The organism is Arenibacter sp. F20364 (assembly GCF_023015905.1).
Lineage (GTDB): Bacteria > Bacteroidota > Bacteroidia > Flavobacteriales > Flavobacteriaceae > Arenibacter.
The window spans coordinates 1-22,480 of record NZ_JALKBD010000034.1 but is presented as its reverse complement, the minus strand read 5'-3'; the positions used below and the strand labels follow the sequence as shown (position 1 = coordinate 22,480).

General features: G+C 38.4%; 16 protein-coding genes. 9 read left to right on the top strand and 7 right to left on the bottom strand.

The features are described 5' to 3' along the window. Positions 1 to 70: 70 nt before the first annotated feature. Together MWU84_RS20205 and MWU84_RS20200 are read right to left on the bottom strand one after the other, a co-directional pair. A complete protein-coding gene (locus MWU84_RS20205; RefSeq protein ID WP_246905067.1) occupies positions 71 to 1,078 on the bottom strand; it encodes a YHYH protein in 1,008 nt (335 codons plus the stop codon). Between the two features lie 36 nt (positions 1,079 to 1,114). Further along, on the bottom strand, positions 1,115 to 1,405 hold the full coding sequence (locus MWU84_RS20200) for an EF-hand domain-containing protein (RefSeq protein WP_246905066.1): 291 nt from the start codon (positions 1,403 to 1,405) through the stop codon (positions 1,115 to 1,117). Between the two features lie 191 nt (positions 1,406 to 1,596). Between MWU84_RS20200 and MWU84_RS20195 the strand changes: the two genes are divergently transcribed. Together MWU84_RS20195 and MWU84_RS20190 are read left to right on the top strand one after the other, a co-directional pair. After that, positions 1,597 to 2,628, top strand: a complete 1,032-nt coding sequence (locus tag MWU84_RS20195; protein ID WP_246905064.1) for a histidine kinase — start codon at positions 1,597 to 1,599, stop codon at positions 2,626 to 2,628. After that, positions 2,615 to 3,286 (top strand): LytTR family DNA-binding domain-containing protein, encoded by a 672-nt coding sequence (locus tag MWU84_RS20190; protein ID WP_246905060.1) that lies wholly within the window; start codon positions 2,615 to 2,617, stop codon positions 3,284 to 3,286. The genes MWU84_RS20195 and MWU84_RS20190 overlap by 14 nt, the downstream gene beginning before the upstream one ends. A 46-nt stretch (positions 3,287 to 3,332) precedes the next feature. Here the strand turns inward: MWU84_RS20190 and MWU84_RS20185 are convergent, their stop codons facing one another. From MWU84_RS20185 to MWU84_RS20175, 3 genes are all read right to left on the bottom strand, one after another. Next, positions 3,333 to 5,588, bottom strand: a complete 2,256-nt coding sequence (locus MWU84_RS20185) for a two-component regulator propeller domain-containing protein (protein WP_246905059.1) — start codon at positions 5,586 to 5,588, stop codon at positions 3,333 to 3,335. Positions 5,589 to 5,774: 186 nt separating this feature from the next. Continuing rightward, entirely contained in the window at positions 5,775 to 7,535 is a 1,761-nt protein-coding gene (locus MWU84_RS20180; protein ID WP_246905056.1) for a c-type cytochrome, read from the bottom strand. A gap of 272 nt (positions 7,536 to 7,807) precedes the next feature. Continuing rightward, complete coding sequence (locus MWU84_RS20175) at positions 7,808 to 10,219, bottom strand: amino acid permease (RefSeq protein ID WP_246905053.1); 2,412 nt, start codon at positions 10,217 to 10,219, stop codon at positions 7,808 to 7,810. A 653-nt stretch (positions 10,220 to 10,872) separates the two neighbouring features. On the opposite strand from MWU84_RS20175, the gene MWU84_RS20170 reads away from it, so the two are divergent. The 3 genes from MWU84_RS20170 to MWU84_RS20160 all read left to right on the top strand — a co-directional run bounded on the left by MWU84_RS20170 (position 10,873) and on the right by MWU84_RS20160 (position 14,120). After that, positions 10,873 to 11,832, top strand: a complete 960-nt coding sequence (locus MWU84_RS20170) for an ornithine cyclodeaminase family protein (protein WP_246905051.1) — start codon at positions 10,873 to 10,875, stop codon at positions 11,830 to 11,832. A 49-nt stretch (positions 11,833 to 11,881) separates the two neighbouring features. After that, a complete protein-coding gene (locus tag MWU84_RS20165) occupies positions 11,882 to 12,751 on the top strand; it encodes a hypothetical protein (protein WP_246905048.1) in 870 nt (289 codons plus the stop codon). A gap of 316 nt (positions 12,752 to 13,067) precedes the next feature. Beyond that, a complete protein-coding gene (locus tag MWU84_RS20160) occupies positions 13,068 to 14,120 on the top strand; it encodes a hypothetical protein (RefSeq protein WP_246905046.1) in 1,053 nt (350 codons plus the stop codon). 68 nt (positions 14,121 to 14,188) lie between these two features. On the opposite strand, the gene MWU84_RS20155 is transcribed toward MWU84_RS20160, so the two are convergent. Continuing rightward, positions 14,189 to 15,157, bottom strand: a complete 969-nt coding sequence (locus tag MWU84_RS20155; protein WP_246905044.1) for an amidohydrolase family protein — start codon at positions 15,155 to 15,157, stop codon at positions 14,189 to 14,191. A gap of 511 nt (positions 15,158 to 15,668) precedes the next feature. On the opposite strand from MWU84_RS20155, the gene MWU84_RS20150 reads away from it, so the two are divergent. Further along, entirely contained in the window at positions 15,669 to 16,877 is a 1,209-nt protein-coding gene (locus MWU84_RS20150; RefSeq protein WP_246905042.1) for a site-specific integrase, read from the top strand. A gap of 126 nt (positions 16,878 to 17,003) precedes the next feature. On the opposite strand, the gene MWU84_RS20145 is transcribed toward MWU84_RS20150, so the two are convergent. After that, positions 17,004 to 17,390 carry a DUF2116 family Zn-ribbon domain-containing protein gene (locus MWU84_RS20145; RefSeq protein WP_093978207.1) on the bottom strand — a complete coding sequence of 129 codons (387 nt, stop codon included), beginning with the start codon at positions 17,388 to 17,390 and terminating at the stop codon, positions 17,004 to 17,006. Between the two features lie 64 nt (positions 17,391 to 17,454). On the opposite strand from MWU84_RS20145, the gene xerA reads away from it, so the two are divergent. The 3 genes from xerA (at position 17,455) to MWU84_RS20130 (ending at position 22,372) form a co-directional block, all read left to right on the top strand. Next, on the top strand, positions 17,455 to 18,582 hold the full coding sequence (gene xerA / locus MWU84_RS20140) for a site-specific tyrosine recombinase/integron integrase (protein WP_246905040.1): 1,128 nt from the start codon (positions 17,455 to 17,457) through the stop codon (positions 18,580 to 18,582). A 68-nt stretch (positions 18,583 to 18,650) separates the two neighbouring features. After that, positions 18,651 to 19,283, top strand: a complete 633-nt coding sequence (locus tag MWU84_RS20135; RefSeq protein WP_093978189.1) for an NUDIX hydrolase — start codon at positions 18,651 to 18,653, stop codon at positions 19,281 to 19,283. A 332-nt stretch (positions 19,284 to 19,615) separates the two neighbouring features. Further along, the gene (locus MWU84_RS20130; RefSeq protein WP_246905038.1) at positions 19,616 to 22,372 is read left to right on the top strand and encodes a hypothetical protein; all 2,757 of its coding nucleotides are present in this window, start codon (positions 19,616 to 19,618) and stop codon (positions 22,370 to 22,372) included. Positions 22,373 to 22,480 lie beyond the last annotated feature (108 nt).

Genomic DNA, 22,480 nt, shown 5'->3' with positions numbered 1-22,480 from the left:
CATCTGCGATTTCACCAATAACCCCTTCAGTTTGTAAGCATGTATGCCCATGCCTCTTTTCTACTGTTTTTCAGTTGACGTAAGCTCCCTTTAACCCATTTATAAAGTTATTATTACCTGCCTCGTCTACATGGTAATGATATCCTCTGGTATCATCTTCGTGACCCCGTAATTCATCCAAATCCGAGGGCGAACTGCCTTCGGCATCAACCAATTCATATATTCCAAACCCGTCCAAAGCGTACCCTATTAAAGCTGAATGCCCATCTTCCTGTTCCACGTTTGTACTGAATCCTGTAGCTGCATGGTAGTGGTAGCCCTGATGTACATTGATATGTCCACCGGCATCATCAAAAGGCGCAAGGGTGTAAGCCGCCAAAATATTATCGACAGGTGCGGGAGCGGAAAACTCAATACCGTTCAAAGCTACTCCACGAGTCGATGGAGCCGTATTGCCTGCTCCTGGGGGTCCTCCTCCCGCAGTAGTAAACATAACAGCATTGTCCTGGATTACAGGAGTTATTGGTATTGTCCAGGTTTGGGCTAGATCGATTATATACGAAGGAAGGCACTCTACACAAAAGTTTTCGTATTCAGCACCCACATTCGGGTTGGCCGCATTAATACAATCTTCTTCCGTATCTGTCACATAAACATCACCGTTGGTATCATACATTAACCAATTGGAATCGTTGTAAAATGTCGCCATATTTTCAATAAAGGCTCCATCCACATCATATACTTCCCCACCCTCAAGCCAAATCCCTCCTGCTTCTGCGTTATCTGCAATATTATCTGGACACCAAGGACCCATGGCATGATCCGAAGGCAAACTACCGGTAACAATTTGATAGCAATCGGTCTCGGTACCATCGGACAAGGTACAAGGTACCGTAGTAATGGTAACGGACCCATCATTTGTAAGGAACAGTGAAGCATCAACATTTACAACCATAGACATATCAATTGTACCGCTGTCTTCGGCTTCGACGGTTCCCTGTGCACTGTCATTACTACAGTTGCTCCCAGAAACGAGAATCACCGTGCTTATAACTAAAAGTGATAGTATGTTTTTCATTGTTGTTGCTTTAAATTTTACAATTGGGTCGTAGTCCTATTCACGTTTACGTCCTTTAGGTTTTGGCGCTTTCTCTAACTCCTCTTTACTTATAAAACCATCCTCATCGGTGTCTATCTTGGTAAAATCATTTTTAATGGGTCCTTTTAATTCCTCTTTGGAAAGTTTTCCGTCCTCATCCTTGTCCATTTCCTCAAAAATCTCATCTACAGAGGGTGGTTCTTTTTGTCCCTGTCCCCCCTGAGACCGTTGCGCACTAACATTAGCGCTAAAAAATAAGGTTACCATTGTGGTTAACACTGCTGATTTTAATATCATCTTTTTCATTATTATTGTTTTTAAAGTTCACTATTTGGACTACAAAGATGGCCAATGGTTGAATGCAAAACGGCTCGTTTCAGCCAATCAATACAGGTTTTAAGCGAATGGGATGTTTGGGTCAGTGAACTTTTAGTTTGGACCGTTATGGAAGGCCTATTTTCACCTCGGGATGAAAAATATTTCCGTTTATTTGTACCATGGACAAAACAAAACGCTTTCTTTTTCACACTATGCTATGGCTAGCAGTTTGGCTAATGGCCTGGTTGCTAATAACAGATGATGTTCGCTTTGCTCAAAGGAACGCACCTTCCTTTCTTCTGCAAATTTTGGTTGTAGCATTTTTGATCTATTATACCGCGCCCGCACTTTTGTTCAAAAAAAAGTATGTTTCCTTTATCATAGTCTCCATGGTTCTGATCGTTATCTGCGCCGCCGTTATTTCGGATTCCTTTAGAGGGCTGGTTGAAGGACCTCCTCCCCGAGAGATGGGCCCACCCCCTAAAATGCGCCCCATTGCGCCACCTCAATTTTTGATCAACTTCCTAGTTTTGTCCATTGCATACGTGCTGGCTACCTTTGTGGAGACTTTTTTGTTTGCCCAAAAGAAGGAAGAAGAAACCATCCGTAATAAGAATGAGAATTTACAGACTGAACTGAAACTGTTAAAATCGCAGATCAACCCACATTTTTTATTCAATTCGTTAAACAATATTTACGCGCTTTCGGTTACCAATTCCGATAAGACCCAAAAAGGTATCAGCACCTTGTCCAATATGCTTCGTTATGTCTTGTACGAATGTGAACAACCCTTTGTTCCCCTAAGCAAAGAGATAGATTATATAAAGGATTATTTAGCGATGTACACCCTAAAAAGCAGTAAAACTTATCCTATACATACTGAATTTCAGATAGCAAACCCTGCGGTGCAAGTGGCTCCTATGTTGTTCATTCCCTTTGTTGAAAATGCCTTAAAACATGGCAATTTGGAAAAGATATCCGATGCATTTTTAAAAATCAGCATCTTTTCCGATGACGGAAAAATTGATTTTGAAATTGAAAACAGCACTCCAAAAGAACCATTGAACAAGGATAAGGTTGGAGGAATTGGTCTGGAAAACGTAAAAAAAAGATTGGAGCTACTATATCCCAAAAAGCATACCTTAACGATTCAAAAAGAATTGACTACTTTTAAAGTACAACTACACATAGGTCTGGATGAAAACCATTAAATGTTTAATCGTAGATGATGAGGAATTGGCAAGAAGCCTGCTTAAAACCTATATTGAAAAAGTAATTTTTTTGGAATTGGTGGCCGATTTCGACAACCCATTGGACGCCATAGGCATTCTAAAGCAAAAAGAAATAGAGCTTCTTTTTCTGGACATTCAAATGCCCGAAATTAAGGGTACCGATTTTGCAAAAATGATTCAGGACAGCACTAAGATTATCTTTACTACGGCCTATTCCGAATACGCCTTGGAGGGTTTTGAACTGAATGCGTTGGACTACCTTCTTAAACCGATCACCTTTGAACGATTTCTTAAGGCGGTAAATAAAGTTACGACCAAAAATGAAGAATTGGAGGATTCCATCGTGGTGAAATCCGGATACGACCTTCATAAACTTAGCTTTGATAACATTCTTTTTATTGAAAGCGATAGCGAATACGTTATTTACCACACTACCCAAGGAAAAATCATGAGCAATCAGAGCTTAACGGCTTTGGAAAAAAAACTACCCGCAGAATTTTTTATGAGGGTACACCGATCCTATATCATCAACAAAAATAAGGTAAGCGCACTAAAGGGAAAGGATTTGACTATTGAAAAAGCTACGATTCCCGTCAGCGCCAGATATTTTGAATTGGTCAAAAAAACCCTCTTTTAAGCAAGCTCCAACAAACTATAGAGCGTTGTTTCATTTGGAGAATTGATCAATCGGCTTTTATCAAATTCAAATAGCGTCCCATCCAATAAGGCAAGAGCCAAAATACAGGTTCTTTTTCCTGTGCTGGGTCGCCCGTAACAGCGACATATGGGTTCCGATCCCAGCGCATGGTCCGGTACTCACTTGGCGGGCGCAATGCCGTTTGAAGATCCTCCAAAATGGGTTCCCGCGCAACCTTAAGGTCTTCGCGCTTTCCATTATCTATATGCCAATCTACCAAGTCCAAGGGGGTGTCCTTTAGAAATCCGATGGAGTTATCCAACTCCTCGGCACTCCCTGTCAGCATGTTATAGGTAAAATTCACCATCGGACTTTTAGCCTTTTTATGCTTATTGAACCATTGCTCCAAATGCTCTTGATACTCTTTTTTCAACGCCGGATCATCTTCATAATTGATAAGGGTCGGGTACATGTAAAGAGACAAGAAGATATCAAAATAAGTCTCCCATGCCGGGTTGGTATTGTGCAAGGTCTTTGCATTTTCCAAATACCCCTCTTCATTTATCAATCTTAAATATTCTTTTTGATACTTTTTTTTCTTGGTGATATGATGGGTAAATTTTAGGAATGCGAGCAATTCCAATGAATTTAACGCCCTTTCCGGAGCCCAATCAGGGTCATGGTTTAGACGATTCGGGGACCATACGCCCCATCTGGTATGCGTCCCATCTACGTCTACCAGATTAAAATCGTTCCTTAATAAATGATCCATTATTTTACTAAAATGATCCGCTACACGACGTTTTTCTTTATCATCGGCCACTAAGTTATAGTAACAATAATAGCCAAATAAATGTCCGGAAATTTCATCACTACTGGTATCCCCCTTCCATTTCCATTTGCCATCCTTGGAAACATGCCACCGCTTTTCCACTGGCTTTTGTCTAGGGTCTTCTATAATTGCCTCGGCCAATTCGCGTGCGTTGTAAGTTATGTTCATGTCATGCACTTGGTCCCATGAAACAGGAACAATGGTCCTTGCAAAAAAGCCATCACCATCGGTAACTTCCCTTAAAAAATGTAAAAAATCAAAGGCTTTCCGAGCTCGTTCCTTGGCCTCCGTATTTTTGGTAGTCGCATATCTAAAAGACTCCATGGCCAGATAGTTGGAAGTAAATTCACCATCATTATCGTCATCGTCTGCTTCAATGGATGTGGTATCTCCTGGTACAACTAGTTTGGACCTGGCTATGATCCAAGGTTCCCTTACATGACGACGGATCAACTTATCATAAAAATAATCTGCCTTTTCCGCTAAGGTCATCTGCCTGTTCTTTATGGCGCTCACCCCATTTGCGGTTGCGATCCAGGCATTTCCTTGCTGGTCGAAAGCGATATCCCTCACCTCGTCCGATACCAGCCAACGCCTGCCCAATCTAACGGAATACTCTTTTTCTCCTTGAACAAATCTTGTAATACCGTACGCCGTACCCACCCACATCTTGCCATCGGGGGCTTTTACAACGGCATTTACATTGGCATTGGGCATACCGTCCTTAGGCCCTTTTTCTCCTATTTTGGCTTCTAGGTTTCTAATGGTAACACCACCTAAACCTCCAATCCAAAGATCACCATTTTCATCAAAATCCATTCCCCTTAGGTAGGCGCTGATAAGGTCTTCATTTTTCTGATACGCAATAGTTCTTTCATCATTACAATGGTATAAACCAACATCAGTCCCTATCCAAAGTCCACCCTTATTGTCGGACAACACGGTACGAATACTTCTCGCAGTCTTATATTCTTTTTTCGACCATTTATTGTCCTTATACTGCCATATTCCATGTGGCCCAAGGGCATAAATACCTTCTTTTGCCATTGCTATTCTAGCAATAGGTGGCTTAGGCCCATCCATTTTTTCAGTGGCCTCTAATTTATACCTATAAACCCCGTTCCAGGTAGCCATCCAAATATTTTGATCCTTATCGATTTCAACGTCATAGGCCGGGCCTTGATTCTCCCCGCTGATAGCTATGCTCCATTCCCGGGAGTTGGCTTTTTTGTGATAGACTCCATTTTTTGTGGCAATCCAGATAGTACCGTCCAAAGTTGGCTGAATTGCTCTAACGTTATTGGCATCATCATTATTTTCATCAACACTAAACCCCTCGTGATATTCTTGAACAAAAGGCTTGTCCAAATAAATTGAACTAGGGTTTGAAAGTGGCTTCACAACTGTCGGTTGCTTTTGGCCAAATAAAAGAATTGGAATAAAAAATAGAAAGGGTACTAATTTTTTCATTTTCCGTGGTTGATTTGTTCGAGGCCTAAAGTTAATCCATACCAAGGATATTTGCCACCTTCAACTTTAATTCTTCGATCTCTGGTCCCTGAAAGGCCTATAGTTCAATATGCCTGGACACAAACCCCATTCATCTTTCTTTCCTGCCCCCAACTCATATCATCTACGTTAAAAACATTTAGAAATCTAAATGCCACTTTCCTGTTTTTTTTTCTTGGCGAAGTACCTGCCCTGCTTCACATAGTAGGACCCAACGGGAGGGGAATTATCCCCAAATTCCCTTCTTAAATACGTCAAAATCTGGGCAATTTCTTCATCTTCCAAATAATCTACCGGTGGCATTACACCGTCAAAGGCCTTGCCATTCACTTCGATAGGCCCACTTAAGCCACTCAACACAACATCTATAAGTCTTTGTTGATCCCCTTTGACCCATTCTGAACCGGAGATCGGCGGAAACCTACTGCCGTCTCCCATACCATTGGCCATATGACAGGAACCACAGTATTTATTATATAATATTGCCCCTGCCTCTGCCCTGAGAGGAGTAAGATCATCTCTTTCTTCATCGGGCGTTTTGATATGGGGAAGTTTCTTGAGTTCTTCCATTTGGGCAAGTTGCCCAGGGCCAAAATTCTTTTTATCCCCTTTGTACATTACCCTCCAAATTTTACCATGCTCACTTTCGCTTATATATAACGAACCATCGGGTCCCATGGCAATCCCCATAGGTCTGTATCCTGCATCATCCGTATCGACGATTTTATCGACCTGGGTAAAACCATCGGCAAAAACCTCCCACTCACCAGCCTTTCCGTTGTGAAAGGGGACAAAACCAATAAAATAGCCAGCTTGAGGAAAAGGAGCCCTGATAGTAGAGCCGTGAAAGGCGATAAACGCCCCATTTTTGTAATGCTCAGGGAATTGATCCCCACGATAGAAATGTAGGTCATTGGGTGCCCAATGTCCCGGAAATCCTATAATTGGTTGCTCGTAATCCTTTCCCTTGCCTTCCTTTTTACCATCCCCACCATATTCCGGATTAAGTAATTTTTTGCCCTGCATATGATCGTAGTAGTAATATGGCCAACCGGCATCGGTCCCCTCCTTTATCCTAAGAAATTCTTCCGAAGGCAACATTGCACTTTGCCATGGGGAATAGTATTCCGGCCAATTGCGGTTCAGGTTATCCCTTCCATGTTGCAGGGCATATAAGGTATTATCGTAAAGGTTCCAATCCATCCCAACAACACTCCTAATACCTGTGGCATAGCGGTAGCCGTCTTTCTGTGTTTGACCTGGTTTATCGGCATCGAATTGCCATATTCCGGCATGCCACTCCAGCTCTGGACACGGATCTTGCCCTAGAGCACCAGGCATTCTATTATGTTCTTTTGACTGGCAAACATCTCCTGGTGAACCAAAAGGAACATACATATGGCCGTCCCCATCAAAAGTCAAAGGCTTTGCAATATGCGAATAGCCAAAAGGCGAATTTCGATAATCATCCGTAAGCATGACTTCTGGCTCACTTTCTGGCACCAACTTGCCCCTTGTCAATTTTTGCCTATATACCGTACTTGCCGTACTATAATACAAAAAATCATTATAGATCCGCATTCCTGTGGCGTAGTATCCTTTTGGATCAAAGACCCCGAATCGTTCTATTTGGTCGGCCTTTCCGTCATTATCAGTATCACGTAGACCTATATTTTCACCTTCCTCATGGGCAAACCGCATTTTTATATAGATATCACCATTCTCATTAACCGCAAGATGACGAGCCGGACCTATACTATCTACCACTACAACCGCTTCAAACCCTTCTGGGAGTATTAAGCCCCCATTATCCGCGTCTCCCGGGGGCAATTCTTTTGTGCATTGAACTAGGGTACCTGCAATCAGCAGAAGAGAAGGGACTATTTTTAAGCGAAAGAGAACTGCCATTACAATTTATTTTCTTTTAAGCACCACAATGAATGTTAACCTAATAAATGTGGAAATGTAAATGGTCCGAATTAAAACAACAAATACATAATTGCCATATTACACCGTACCACCTAAGCTAAACAAATTTGTTCAAATATTAATTGAGATTAAAGTATTTTTACAGTACAAAAAACAATATATCAACCTACTAGAAGTTAATGCCCGACCCAAGGCATCGGTTACCTTCGTAAAGATAATCTCTGTCGAAAAAGCGCATTTTTCCAGAAAATTTATTTTATTTCCTTTGATGCAGCCGCATTTACAAAAAGAACATTACCTATGTCCCCATAACCTCCAAATGCCTTGGCTCCCATGTGGATCACCGCCTTCTCTAAAAAACCTACAATGGTTAAATCGGCTTCCTTGGATTTTTCGTTAATAATATGTTTTATGCTCATTGCTGATTTTTGGGCGATGAACTCTATGTTTTTAGGGGAAATAGGCAATTGCCCCGCTTGAATGAGCTGAAACAGTCGTTCCCGTTCCTCATTAATGGAGTCTTCAGGAAAAACCGCGTATATATTGATCGTAGCCTCCTTCCAGTCCGGATGTCCCAGCAAAATATAAGCAAGCAGTATCATAAGGTTGGCATTTTCAAAATCATAAGGGGAAATCCAAAGGTGGATCTGTTTCTTTAAACCAAACCCTCTCTCCGAACTGGACAGAATTATAAGATCAAAATTCACAGATTTGATAAGTCCCAAATTATCCACAATATCCAACAAGTTGTCCGGATGGTTTTTATGGTATTCGAACAAAAGGAGATTATTTTCCTTTCCGGCAATTCCCGGAAGTTGTATGACTTGTGCAACAGTTGATGTAAAGGAAGGGGAAACCAAAGTGTCAATAAAAACATTACTATGACTAACATCGGCCATGGCAATCAATTGTTTCTTACAGCGTGCCGCTTCTTGGTTGGTCTCTTTGGACAAATATCCTTTTATATGGTGAATATAAGTCCCAAAGCCGTACCTGTATGCAATCCAACGCAATAATTGAAATGCGGAAAACCTGGTAAAGCTATCCTGTGATATGGCAATGGTCGATGGCCTCCAACTTTGGGACTGCTCCTTTTTGGATTTTTGAAGGAAAACCTGCATCTGCCTACTCAACTGAAAAATAACCCCCTGGAATATCACGGCCAGATTTCTTTTGTCGGGATTATTCTTCACCACCCAAATGAACAAGATAGATATCATGGCAATGGCCAAAAGCGCATAGGCCGTATTCATAAAAAACATAAGCGCAAAACAACTAAGTGCTCCAAACAAGGAAACATACCAACGGGATCTAAATTTGGACCTGTACGAGGGGTCCGCCGCAAAATGGTTCAAAAAAGAAATTAGACAGAGCGATCCATAGGTAACCATAAAAAACATGGAAATAATCTGCGCTACGCTATCCAATGCCCCCAAAAGAACAAAAAGGCCCGCAATACAAATGGTAATAATAGAGGCATTGAATGGCTCATCTTTATTCCCTTTTCCCCTGGACAACCAATGGTTAAATTTTGGCGTGGGAAAAATACCATCCCTTGCAATGGCCTGTAAAGTGCGAGGGGCAACCATAATACTTCCCAATGCCGAGGATATTGTTGCTGCTGCAAGTCCCAGCGGAATTATCCACCACCCTTGCCAGGCGATGTCCGCCATAATCAATCTGGAAGTATCAGCCAATTCCTGTGGCGGGGCCGATATAGCTAATTTCCAGGCAATTAAAAAATACATGATCATTCCGCAGAGCGTGGCCGCCAGGGTACCCAAAGGAATTGATTTGCCTGGATTCTTGAGATCACCGGACAGTCCTACTCCCGCGGTCATACCCGTAAATGCCGGAAATATAATTGAAAAAACAATGAAAAAACCTATTGCCTCTGGCAGTCCATTGTCGCTATTACTAGATGAGGGCTGACCAATTTCCGTTCCTCGATCATTTTTCAACGAATTATTTCCCGAAATACTGTCATATACGTGAATGTCTTTTTTTTCAGACGCCGAAGGGTCCATTTTAAAGGCATCAGGCCTTTCCAAGACATCGGCTATGGTCTCAAAGGCATTAAAATCATGGGACTTGCTATATTCAGTAGTCCCTATAAAGAACGCAATTAGGGAAATGGCCAAGACCGCAACCACGGAATAAAGCAGCTTTACCCCTAAATCGGCCCCCTTGGACAACATCACGTAAGTAAGCAATATTAGACCGGGGATACCTACGGTCTGTTTCTGTCCCAACAACCATACAAGCCAGTCTGGCATGGATAGGGAAGCGATCAAATCTTCAAAAAAGATTGTAAAAGCTTCGGAAAACGCCATAACGTAAAACGCTACACTAATGGCCTGGGACAAATAAAGGGCAATACCAATGGTTGAACCAATGACCAAGCCAAAGGAGCGGGAAATAATGTAATACTCCCCTCCTCCCTCCACTTTCTGGTTGGTAGCAATCTCAGCAATGGCCATCGCCGTTGGAATAGTAACTGCATGGCCTATTACAATAATGGCAATAGCCCCAAAAAATCCTACCTGTCCCACAGCGAAACCGAATCGGAGAAACATAATGGCTCCCAAAATGGTAGCTATGGCCGTAAAAAAAACGGGAGCGGTTCCGAATGTTTGAACTTTATTAACGAAGTTCTGTTGCATCTATTATTGATATTGTTATAAATAAAGCTAGCCGGATAGAAATTATATAATCTACGGCCATAAAACCGTCCATAGTAAGTCCAATCACATGCAAAAATCAAAAACCGCATTTTCAATGGCCATTCTCCCATTATTCATAGGGCTACCTACATACTTTTTACCATATACCTCCCAACAAGATACAAAAAAGACTATCCTTATTTCTTTTTTGGTGGTTTTTAAGCAACAACACTGGCCAGTGCACCAGGAGTCAAATAAACAGCAAAGCCTATATTCCAAATAAAATGCTTTGTCCCCTGCAGTTAGAAATATGATGCCTAAGAACAAAATTCAACCCCTTGCGGAAAACCGTAAGGCTTTGTCTTTTTAAAGGGATAGGTTTGCCGGAGGAAATAAGATATAGCCTAGCCTAATGAACAAAATTTCCTTCTATTTATAACAATTTGTAATTGAATAGCAAACTGGCCAGCTTGCCGAAAAGGTATTCGGGGGAACTATCCAATTTGGCAGGCAAGGCCTTTATGTACAAACCCATATCAGCAAATCCAAATAGCCCTGGCACATCCCCTAAACCAGCCGCTAAACATCCCGGCAGCTTGCACAGCAAGTGCAAACCATTATGACCTTTCCGTTATTTTTATAACTTTGGCCGTATGGACAACATATCCCAAATTCCGGCCAATTTTATAGAGCAAAACACCAATTTTCCCCATCTTATAAATGCGTTGAGGACTGCATTTTCTGCCCAGGACACCTTGGTGCCCATGAGACATCATCACGATTTTCCCAATCCCGAAGTCCAAGAAGATTCCACCTTGCTATTGATGCCGGCTTGGAAGCCCGGCAAACAGGCTGGGGTAAAAATTGCCACTGTGAGTCCCAAAAACGGTCAATTTAACTTACCGGCCATTCAGGGTACGTATATTTATCTGGATGCCCTAAAGGGTAGAGTCCTTGGACTTTTGGAGGCTAAGAGTTTAACCGTAAAAAGGACTGCCGCTGCCTCCGCTTTGGCATCACAATATTTATCGAGGGAAAATTCCAGCTCACTATTAATGATCGGTACGGGTGCCCTCGCTCCCAATTTAATACAGGCCCATGCCAGTATACGTCCCATTGAAACAGTCTATGTTTGGGGCAGGGATTATTCCAAGGCTATTAAACTTTGTGAAGATCTAAAGAACGCATCCTTCCACGTCCAACCCATTAAAGCGATTAAGGATAAGATATCTGAAGTCGATATTATTTCCTCGGCCACCTTATCCAAAACGCCTCTTGTTTTGGGAAAATATCTGCGACCAGGTCAATATGTGGATTTGGTAGGGGCGTATAAACCGAATATGAGGGAGGCAGATGACGAAACGGTTAAAAAGGCGGAAGTGTATGTTGATACCTATCAAGGTGGTTTAAAGGAAAGTGGAGATATAGTCATTCCTTTAAAAAGTGGAATTTTGAAAGAGCCGGACATTAAGGCCGATTTATTTGAACTCGCATCCCAAAATAAAGGAGGTAGGAAAAGTGCTGCGGAAATTACGATGTTTAAGTCGGTCGGACATGCCTTGGAAGATCTGGCTGCGGCTACCTATTATTACAATATGTACCAGGCTGTTTAAAACAAACAAATTCAAGCAAATACATTCGTAAATAAGGAACATCCAAAAAATGAGTAAATCTTATTATTCGGTACTAAATAAGTCAACAGTCGTGCTTTTATTTTTAGCAATGACTGTTTCGGGGATACTAAAGGCCCAAAAATTACCCCTCCCTCCACGTGCCAATGACGCTATTTCCGGTAGTACTTTTAAAAATCAGATCGATACCCTAAGCCTGGAAGACAGGGAAAATCAAATTTACCAAGAGATATTGAATGGAAATATCCCAACCTATTTACGTGACTTGGTTCCGATTTCATATTCAAAAACCATCAAGGATTCCGCTTATGTTGTAACCTATTATGTACTTCCAGATTATTTGTCAGTTGGCTCGGATACCGATTATTTCCTGATTCCAATGACCCCAATCCTCGCCCAGAAAATAGCCAAAGCTATCGGTTTTACCCTCCCGACCAAAAAAATGGTAGATCAAATATGGAGCAACGCCTCGGTAAAACTGCCTCCCTCCCCCATTCCTCCCAGTGCCCAAATGACAACCATTCCCGTTATGTGGGAACACAACACTAGGTTAAAAGGGCAAAGGAAAGAAACCCTTAAACAGGCACCTTTGGGAGATTTGGTGGCTGGACATAAAAAGGATGTTATAATCTCCAACAAAATCTATGAAAAATCGTCAAAGCCAGTTGTTATTTACGGTTGGCATTACCAAAATGGAACCCCAATTCAGCCGGTCTACGCGGGTCATGGTGAAACATATGCCGATTACAGTCACGGAATCCGATTGGTACAGGATAGTGTCTTGATCAATAACAAAGTCCATCTTATTACAAAGGTCCTACAAGACATTCAGAAATCTTCCTTATTTAGTGATGAAGGAGTAATTGAAAAGCCGTTTTATCCTGTGGACAAAACCGAGTAAGGATCTTTCCCAAAAGTTATGTTCGAACTGAATTAAGAGTCCTATCCTGGCAAGAATACCATCAGTCTTTACATCATACATAAACCCATTTAAGCTTATGTAGTCTCTTCTGCTGGCCAAAGTTCGGAATAGGGAGCTACCTTCAATTTTCCAGGTATTAAATTTTCGTATATTTATAAAGAAGGAACGCATCTAAAAATATGCAATTGTTCTCAAAAATCCGCTGATGCTTTCAATATGTGGATTGTTGGACAGTTTGGATTCCTTTGATCAAATTCCTTCAGGATAGTACTATTTTAGCTTTAATTCCAATTCAATGAAATCAACCTCCTATACCCCTTTCAAGAAAGCCGTTTTCTTCCTCTTCCCTTTAATAAGTTCACTGTGTTTTGGACAGATTAAGATCATTTACGAAACGGATATGGAAACCGACTGTGACGATGCAGGGGCTCTTGCAATGTTACATGCATTTCAAGACAACGGCGAGGTCGATTTACTTGCCGTTATGCATAATACCTCCGACGATTACAGTGTGGGCTACATTGATGCAGTAAACACATATTACGGCCACCCTGATTTGCCAATTGGATCCTATAAAAAAGATGATACTTATTCTAGGGACATAGCAATCCTTTTGAATTGCTGCACAGACTATACGCAGCCTATTGTAAAGGATACTCGCTTTGCACATGATGTTGACACAAGAAAGGATGTACCTGATGCTGTGGACCTTTACAAAGAAATATTACAACAACAGCCGGACAACTCCGTAGTTATCATTTCCGTTGGTTATCTTCTGAATCTCAAAAATCTTATCAAGGATGACCAAGGGATGGAATTGGTCCGGAAAAAAGTGAAGGATTTAATAATTATTGGTAGGACCTGGTTCCCCAAAGACACTATGTTACCACTTAGCATGAACTTGGGCGGTCAGCAGATTAACCATACTGCGGCCATGGCTTCAATGGAAGTTTTTGAACATTGGCCCAGGCCAATCCATGTTGCCGGTAACTTTATCCCCAGACCTTATCATAGGGGGAAGGAATTGATGAATACACCTGAAAACAACCCAGTCAGGGAGGCGTATAGAATTTACCGAGAAAGATATGGAGATTGGGACCATCATCTTGCCGATTTGGAAACGGTGTACTATGCCATTTACAGAGATCAAAAGCCGGAATATTTTACTTTGGGAACCGATGGCACTCCAAAAATAGGGTTACATAGTGAGCCCAACGGCATTCGATATTTTTATAACCTATGGGATACCTCTGAGGATTCCCAACATCTGTATTGGTTGACCAAAGAAGATAAATTTGCCGAAATTTCGGAACGAATTGGTGAGTTGATAGTCCAACTTCCAAAATAATAGGATAATTTCAAATATATAAATTCATTCCAAGGTGCTTTTAGGTTTTAATTCCTTATTGAGATATGTTATTTGTATGTTTTTAAGGCATTACCACTATACACCTTATCAACTACGGAAACTGGCAACCCTAAACCTTTGAACTTTCCATTTACCTTCTGAACCGTCATCCATTCATTTTCCGTAAAATATTTTCTGTGGTTATGGTATCTTTCATTCATGTGCTGGATCAGAACATCATCTGTGAGACTATTATCTACTACAATATCAGATCCGTAAATAATACGGTCCTGATAAGTGATAAAAAAATCATATATCTTTTTCCTATGGTCTATTGTCTGGTACTGCAAATGACATATCCTTTCGGCAAGGTCTACCATAGCATTGGGAAATTGATCCAAAAAAGCGCCTACTTCGTTGGTGTCCCATTCCTGACTTGCCAAATGCAACCCAACAAATCGCAAATTTGGATGTCTTTTTAGTAGATTATTCCTGGCCCTAAGTTGCGCTTCATAATTAGGTACTTTTGGATGATGATACATATGATATTCAGGATGTGCCATAAAATAAGCCTTATCCGACTCCACTGTCATATCCTTCGTTGGTAACCAACAATTTTTAGGCTCTCCATTATGCCCTAAAAGAAGTATATCATTATCTTCTAAAAATTGAAAGATCGGCTCAAAAGATGGATGGTCTATCATTACATAATTACCTTTATCATCTTTTAAGGACATTCCTATATTCTTCCAAACCTTAACTCCGACTGCCCCCAAATTCATGGATCTGTCTATGTTATCAAGGCTTTTAGAGAGCCAATTGGAACCTCCCCAACCGTTGCATGAAAAAGTAGTAGCAAAATCAATTTGGTCCGGATAAATCTTCTTTATTTTTAAAATGGTGGTAAGCTGATCTTTAATGGAAGGAAAAAACGGCATATCCGTAACAATGGATAGAAAGCGCATCCCGTTCTCGATTCCATAATTGAGAAACGCTTCATTTAAAGTATTGAAATGTACATGTGCATCAAATCTCATTTTAAGAAAAACCAATGGGATAAAATATTACTGCTAAATTTGAATGGTAGTCTAATAAACATTTATTTGAAAATTCTGTCATTTCAATATACAAATATTTCATCACATTGTAATAGCGCGACTTAAATTGAGGATAATGATTAATTACAATCAAACTACTATATAAAAGAAGTCAGCAATGGCGACACAAGTAAACAATTCTTCCTATACAGATTGACAACAATTGTTCCTGATCCCTTGATCCCGCAATAACCTAAAGAAAATGACCGAATATTTACAAACGAAAAAAGCCCTCAACTTGCGTTGAAGGCTTTTAGCGGTCCGGACGGGACTCGAACCCGCGACCCCCTGCGTGACAGACGATTAAAATTGCATTTCATTTAGTGCTTTTAACTTTCATTTAGATTGATTATCAGTTAGTTATAATTTGTAGTTTTATATCGGTCGTCATCAAATATGGTTCTAAAATCCAATTTGTTGTACCTATGTTGTACCCATTAAACTAAATGCTATGTCCAGTATCAAGATTGTTTTGAGGAAAAAAGGCCTTGCCGATGGCACTTATCCTGTCTGCCTAAGAATCACTAAAGATAGAAAAACAAAATACTTCAACACCATTTTTAAAAGCACTGAAAGGGAATGGGATACCCATACTGGTTGTTTTAATAAAAACAATACCAACTACATTCAAAACAATAGGCTGCTGTTGAAAATAAAAGACCGGGCACTAAAGGTCTATGCAGAACTTGAATTTGAAAGAGAATTTTTCAACTTGGACGATTTTGGTCAGCGCTTCCGGGTCGACAGCAATCCTGCAAACGATAATGTTTTTCCTTTTTGGGAAGAAATAGTTTCTGAATTGAAACTCGCAGGAAGAATGGGAAATGCCACCATGTATGAAGAGACCATGAAATCGGTCAAAAACTTTTGCGGCCATAGAAAAATAAAGTTCCAGGACATTACCAATACCTTTTTGAATAAATATGAAGCATGGCTAAGATCAAGAGGCGGAACGGATGGAGGAATCAGCATTAAGCAACGCACTTTGAGAGCTTTGTACAATAAGGCCATAGAACGTAACATCATAAAGGACATTGACCATCCTTTCAAGACCTATAAGATATCAAAACTAAAGGGCAAGGGCATTAAAAAGGCATTGAACTATGATCAGGTAACCAAAATCATCAAATTCAACGTATCCAAATATCCCCATCTCACAGATGCCAGAAATTATTTTGTATTCAGCTTCTATACCAGAGGGATGAACTATACGGATATGATGGTCCTCAAATGGCAAGATATTGATGCAACCACAGTTTCTTATATTCGTAACAAAACCAAGGGCAGGTTTGTTATAACCATTCTTCCACCGGTAAAAGAAATCCTAGATTATTATCAACAACATTCGTTGCCCACTAAATATGTATTTCCCATCATATTAAAGGACGGTCTTACCCCGTCCCAGATCGAACATCGCAAAAAGAAAACCCTGGCCAAATATAATCGAGACTTAAAAGAAATAGCCAGACTATGTGGTATAAAAAAATCCTTGTCCAGTTATGTAGCACGGCATAGTTTTGCCAATTGTTTAAAACAAAAAGGAGTAGCTACGGATGTTATCGGCGAATCTTTGGGGCATAAAGATTTGACCACGACCCAAGTGTACTTAAAAGAGCTGGGAAGCAATGTTTTGGATAAAGCTGTCGAACTTCTGCTATAAGCTCTTTTGGTTGACCCTTCCTTTAACAGTTGCGGTAATTAAAGCGAAAAATCAACTTGGCACCATGTTCTCCTGACCATTTCGGTTGACAAATAAGCCCTATTATGTTCAATGTGCCAATCATATTTATTTTTGGGAAGATTCCATATAATCCTGCCAGATTACCAGAATATATTTATCCTTTCCATTATGTCTTTTATTCAAAAAACCATATTCGTAAACAAAAAGGTAGACATCTCCTTTTTGGTTCTTCCAATAATGGGTGAAAAATTGGGGGTCAAATCCCTCCATGATCAATTCAGATTTTCTTATGGTAGTAATCCCGGACCTATTATATTTCTTGAGTAGTTTTCTGTTTATTTTCAATTGCCTATCCACCCTAATATAAAAAGTTTCGGTTTTCTGACGTTGTTCATATTGGTCTATAGATCTACATTTTGGAGAACAAAATATCTTGTCAGATCTTCCTTTTACCACTATACCACATACGGGACACGATCTATCATTATTCATTTGTAAACGTATATTATAGGTATAATATACCGTTTAAAATCTAATTCTTCACTAAACTTGCTATATGAATCCGGCTAAATCCATAACGCTTTACCATCTGATGATCAGGAATGAAAAGATGATCGGAATTAAATTTTTGCCTGATAAGCTCATACAAGGATTGGTCAAGGGCCTTCCCAATCCAAAATGGAGCAAGGAACATAATATGGCCTATATCCCCAATACCAAGACCAATCTTAGTATAATTTTCAATACTTTCAAAGGAATCGTCTGGATCAATTACAACAGGTTTTTGTTAAATAAACCTATCAACACCCATAATGACAAAGTAGATGTTGAGTGGTTCAGGAAAAGAAATCCTATACCTGAATACAGACTATGTCCTGAAGAATATTTATTAAAACTGGAACTTAAAAGGTACGCCAATAGTACTGTGCGGACCTATGTTTCCTTTTTCGAAATGTTCATAAATCATTACAAGGACAAAGAACTAAGTGCAATAAACGAAAGCGATATTAGGGCATTCCTACAAAAACTTGTTCATCGGAATGTTTCCAATTCCTATCTCAATCAATGTATAAACGCTATTAAATTTTACTATGAGGTTGTTTTAGGCATGCCCAATCGGTTTTATGAGATAGAGCGACCGAGAAAAGAATCTAAACTGCCAACCGTTATTTCCAAGGAAGAAGTGCTGTCCATAATTGGCAGTACCAATAATATAAAACATAAGTGTATCATTAAATTATTGTACAGTTCAGGTCTCCGTCGCAGTGAATTGCTAAACTTAAAACTGGCAGATGTAGACAGTAAACGTATGTTGATCCGAGTACAGGGCTCGAAAGGTAATAAAGACCGACATACCCTTTTATCCCAGACTGTTTTGGAAGACCTGCGTATATATTTTAGGGAGTGGAAGCCTCGCGAATATTTGTTTGAAGGCCAGAGAGGCGGTAGGTACAGTGCTCAAAGTGTACTTAAAATCGTTAAAGAAGCAGCAATAAAAGCTAAAATAAAACAATCCGTAACCCCACATGTTTTACGACATAGTTTCGCGACGCATCTATTGGAATCTGGTGTGGACCTAAGACAAATACAAGTGCTATTGGGACATGGATCCAGTAAGACGACGGAAATATATACCCATGTAGCTACAAATACTTTTAGAAATATAAAAAATCCACTAGATTAGTGGTGTAGACAAAATAGGAATATACACACTAGTAATTATATACAATTGTTACCGCCAATTTACAGAAAATGAGTACTCAAAAACAAGAAAAACAATTAAACCTTATCAAAAGAATAAAGAGTCTTGCAGATGCAGGTCTAGTATATTCTGAGAACAAGTATGATGAGGAAAGATATACAGAACTTAGGGAAATAAGTTTGGAATTGTTAAGTGACATTTCTTCTCAAGAAATTGAATCACTAAGGTCATTTATTAAACCAGAAAAGGATTATCCAACTCCTAAAGTAGATATTAGAGCTTTTGCATTAAATGAACTGAAGCAGATTCTATTAGTTAAAGAGTCTTATGATGGGAAATGGGCTTTACCTGGTGGCTGGGGCGATATTGGCTATACACCATCAGAAGTGGCAATTAAGGAAATCAAAGAAGAAACTGGGCTGACTGCTTCACCCGAAAGAATCCTAGCTATCTACGACAAGAGAAATCATCCGCATCCACCACAGCCATTCTACGTTTATAAGATTGTTTTCTTATGTAAGCTTGAGAATTACAAAACTGCAAAGGGATTTGATATTGAGGATGTTGCATTCTTTGAGATTGATAACTTACCTGAATTATCAGAGGACAGAATATTGAAATCTCAGATTCAACAATTATATAGTAAAGTAATAAATGGCGAAAAATCAGTTTACTATGACTAGTTTGGATTATGTGTGATAAAAAAGATGATGATAATTTAATCGTATAAAATAAACTGGCGGTAACATGCGGTATAATCAATAGGCTGTGTCACGGTTTTTGCACCATTCCACGGATAGTGTAAGAGTAAAATAATTAATAACTTAGAACCAAGAAAAATCTGTATAACCAAAACTAAACCAAGACAGTGTCAGCACGATTGGAAACCATTTCATTTAGCAAAGATAGTTGCAAAAACACGCGCCATAACGGTTGGAAAACCGTTACCGCCTACTGAATCATACCGCTGACCGTTGTGTGTCATGTACAAAACCGACTAAATAAAAGATAAAATATGAATAAAATACTTTCCTCTGAAATAATTTCACTTGTACATCATGTCAAACTAAATGAAAGTGGTTGGTGGGAAAAATCTATTCAAAATATTATTATCTCAACTTTTGGCGTAAATAAAAATTCACCTCAAAATGAAAGTGATATTTTTAAAAACTTAAAATCAGAACTAAATGGCAGTTTTGATAAAAACAGAATTTCCACTCAAATAGAAAGCTTAAAAAGTAAAAGGCAAATAATACCTGCTTTTGATGATTTATTTATTTTATCAGAGGAAGTCTATTCTGAATTTCAAGCCTCTTTTGTAAAACAAAAAGAGATTGAATTCGAAGCAGAAAAAAGGTTTAATGAACTTTGTTATAAACTTTACCCAGAGACGTCAGCAAAGAAATTATGGGATGATTTAAATCAGTACTTAATTATACCTCTTATTCGAGAAATTGGAGCAAAAACATATGAATTAATTAGTGGAAAAGATACTATTTCAATTGAGCAATATGGACAATTTCAAAAATTTGTAAATAGATATAACGGAAATAAATCATTAGTTCACGCTTTACTTTTAAACTATTTCGACTTTAAAAATGTATTTGTAAAAAATTATATTTTACACCAATTAAATGCCTATTTTTTTATTGAATCTGCAAACTTAAATACATCTGCTGTAGAAGAAATATATGCCTTATCCAAATCACAAGTTAATCTGAAAATATTTGTTGATACAAATTTTTTACTCACTTTACTTGATTTACACGACAACCCTTCCAATGAAGCTGCATTTTCACTTATCGAATTAATCAATGAGATTAAGAACAAAGTAAAAGTGAAATTCTATGTACTTCCAGTAACAATTTTTGAATTTCAGAATTTAATAAAACGATTTAAAGATTATTTAAAAAGAACAAAACCATCACTAAACCAAGCAATTGCAGCTGAAAACACTGATGATTTTTCGGGTATAATTAAAAGATACTTCCAAAAATGTCATGAAAAGCAAACAATGCTCAATATAGATGATTATTTCGACCCCTATCTTGATAATTTCACTGTTAACATCAGAAAAAAAGGCCTTGAGATTCAGCAAGATAATATGGATAATTACTCAACTGACCAAAGAGTAGTTGATGATTTGCTTGAACAAGTAGAATATCGTTTTGAACGTAATGATAAAGCAGATAGATATAAAGGGCTTTCTAATGAGGAAAAGGAAATAAATAAAAAAAAGATATACGATAAATTCAATCATGATTGTCAATTATGGCATTACGTAAAAGACAAAAGACCAACTTACATAGATTCACCCAAAGATGTCAAGAATTGGATTTTAACGCTAGATTTTAGCTTCCTTGAATACGACAAATTCAAACAATATAATGACGTAAACACAAAAATAAGTGTTTGTCTTCACCCCAATGAGTTTATTTCAATGCTTCAATTTTGGATTCCTAGAACAGAGAAATTTGAAAATGCGATTCTTGGGAATTTTAGATTACCTTTTCTATTCAGAGAAATTGATGGAGACTCTGAGAAAATAAGTATGGAAATTTTAAGGTCTATGTCCCAGTATGAAGACAGTGAGAAATTTAATAGTGAACTAGTAACTGAAATTTTAACAAATAAAGCATTAAGACAAAAAATTAAAGTTAGTAACACAATTGAGGAAAATGCTGAATTAATTAAAGAAGAGTTATTTAAAAAATATGAGATTGCTAAAAAGCTACTATCAGAAGAAACGGAGAAAAAAGAAAACTTATCAGGAGAGTTAAATTTAGTGAAGAATGAAATAGGTGCTTTAACAAAGAAAATTGAGGAGTTTAGAGAAGAGACTAACAGCAAAATTGTAAAAGAATTTGAATTTGTAAGAAAAAATAAAATCCAAGAGATTAAACGACAGCAAGAATTCTTAAAAACTAAAAAAGACCAACTCAAAAATCGTATTAATGATTTTAATGAACAAATCAATAAAGCCGAAATCGAATTTAAACAGAGTTCAAAAACCTTTGGCTCATTTATAAAATCAGCATTTATAGGTAAAACTAAATACATAAATGACTTACAAGTTCAAATTCACAATAAGTACTACAACCCTTCCAAATATCAGGAAGTAAAAAAAGAATTTGATGATACAGTAAAAGAACTAGAAAGGTTAAATGTGCCAGAAGTAAATGAAAAAATAATTATTTATTGTGAAAATCAAAATTCTGTTTTTTTTAACAACTTAAACTTTGAAAATATTCATTTTATAGCTGAAAACAATAGCAATAGTGTGTTTATTAAAGTGGTGGCAAATCAAATTCATTTTGGAATCAGAGACAGAGATTTTTTAACAGATAATGAGATTAAAAAAATTCAAAATTCATATAGCAACTACATAATTCTTGAATATTACTGTTTTGAAAATTATTTATATCATCCAAATAACATTGAAGAACTGAATAAGGAAGGTTTTAATAAAGAACTTTATGTTGAAGAACTTATAAAACAGAAAAATTCAAAATATGACTCAATTCTAATAAAATTAAGGAATTCGAGAAATGGTTATCAAGAATTTAAAGTACCCGATAATAAATTTAGAGAGAGTGATGAAATCGTTTGTAAATACTTGAAATCTGATGAAATCGAAGAATTTCTTAAATCCTTTAGTTTAAAAACTGAATTTGATAGAACAATTATATCGAAACTTCAATTGGAACAGCAGGAACTTTCTTCAACTGATTGGTTTAGAAAAAAAATGGAAAGTTTACTGTCATTTAGATAAAACACGAACACACAATCGAGTGGATGGCTCCGCCATCTAATGACGGAGTGCACCCCTCACACCACCGTACGTACGGGTCTCGTATACGGCGGTTCGATAATGAAACTT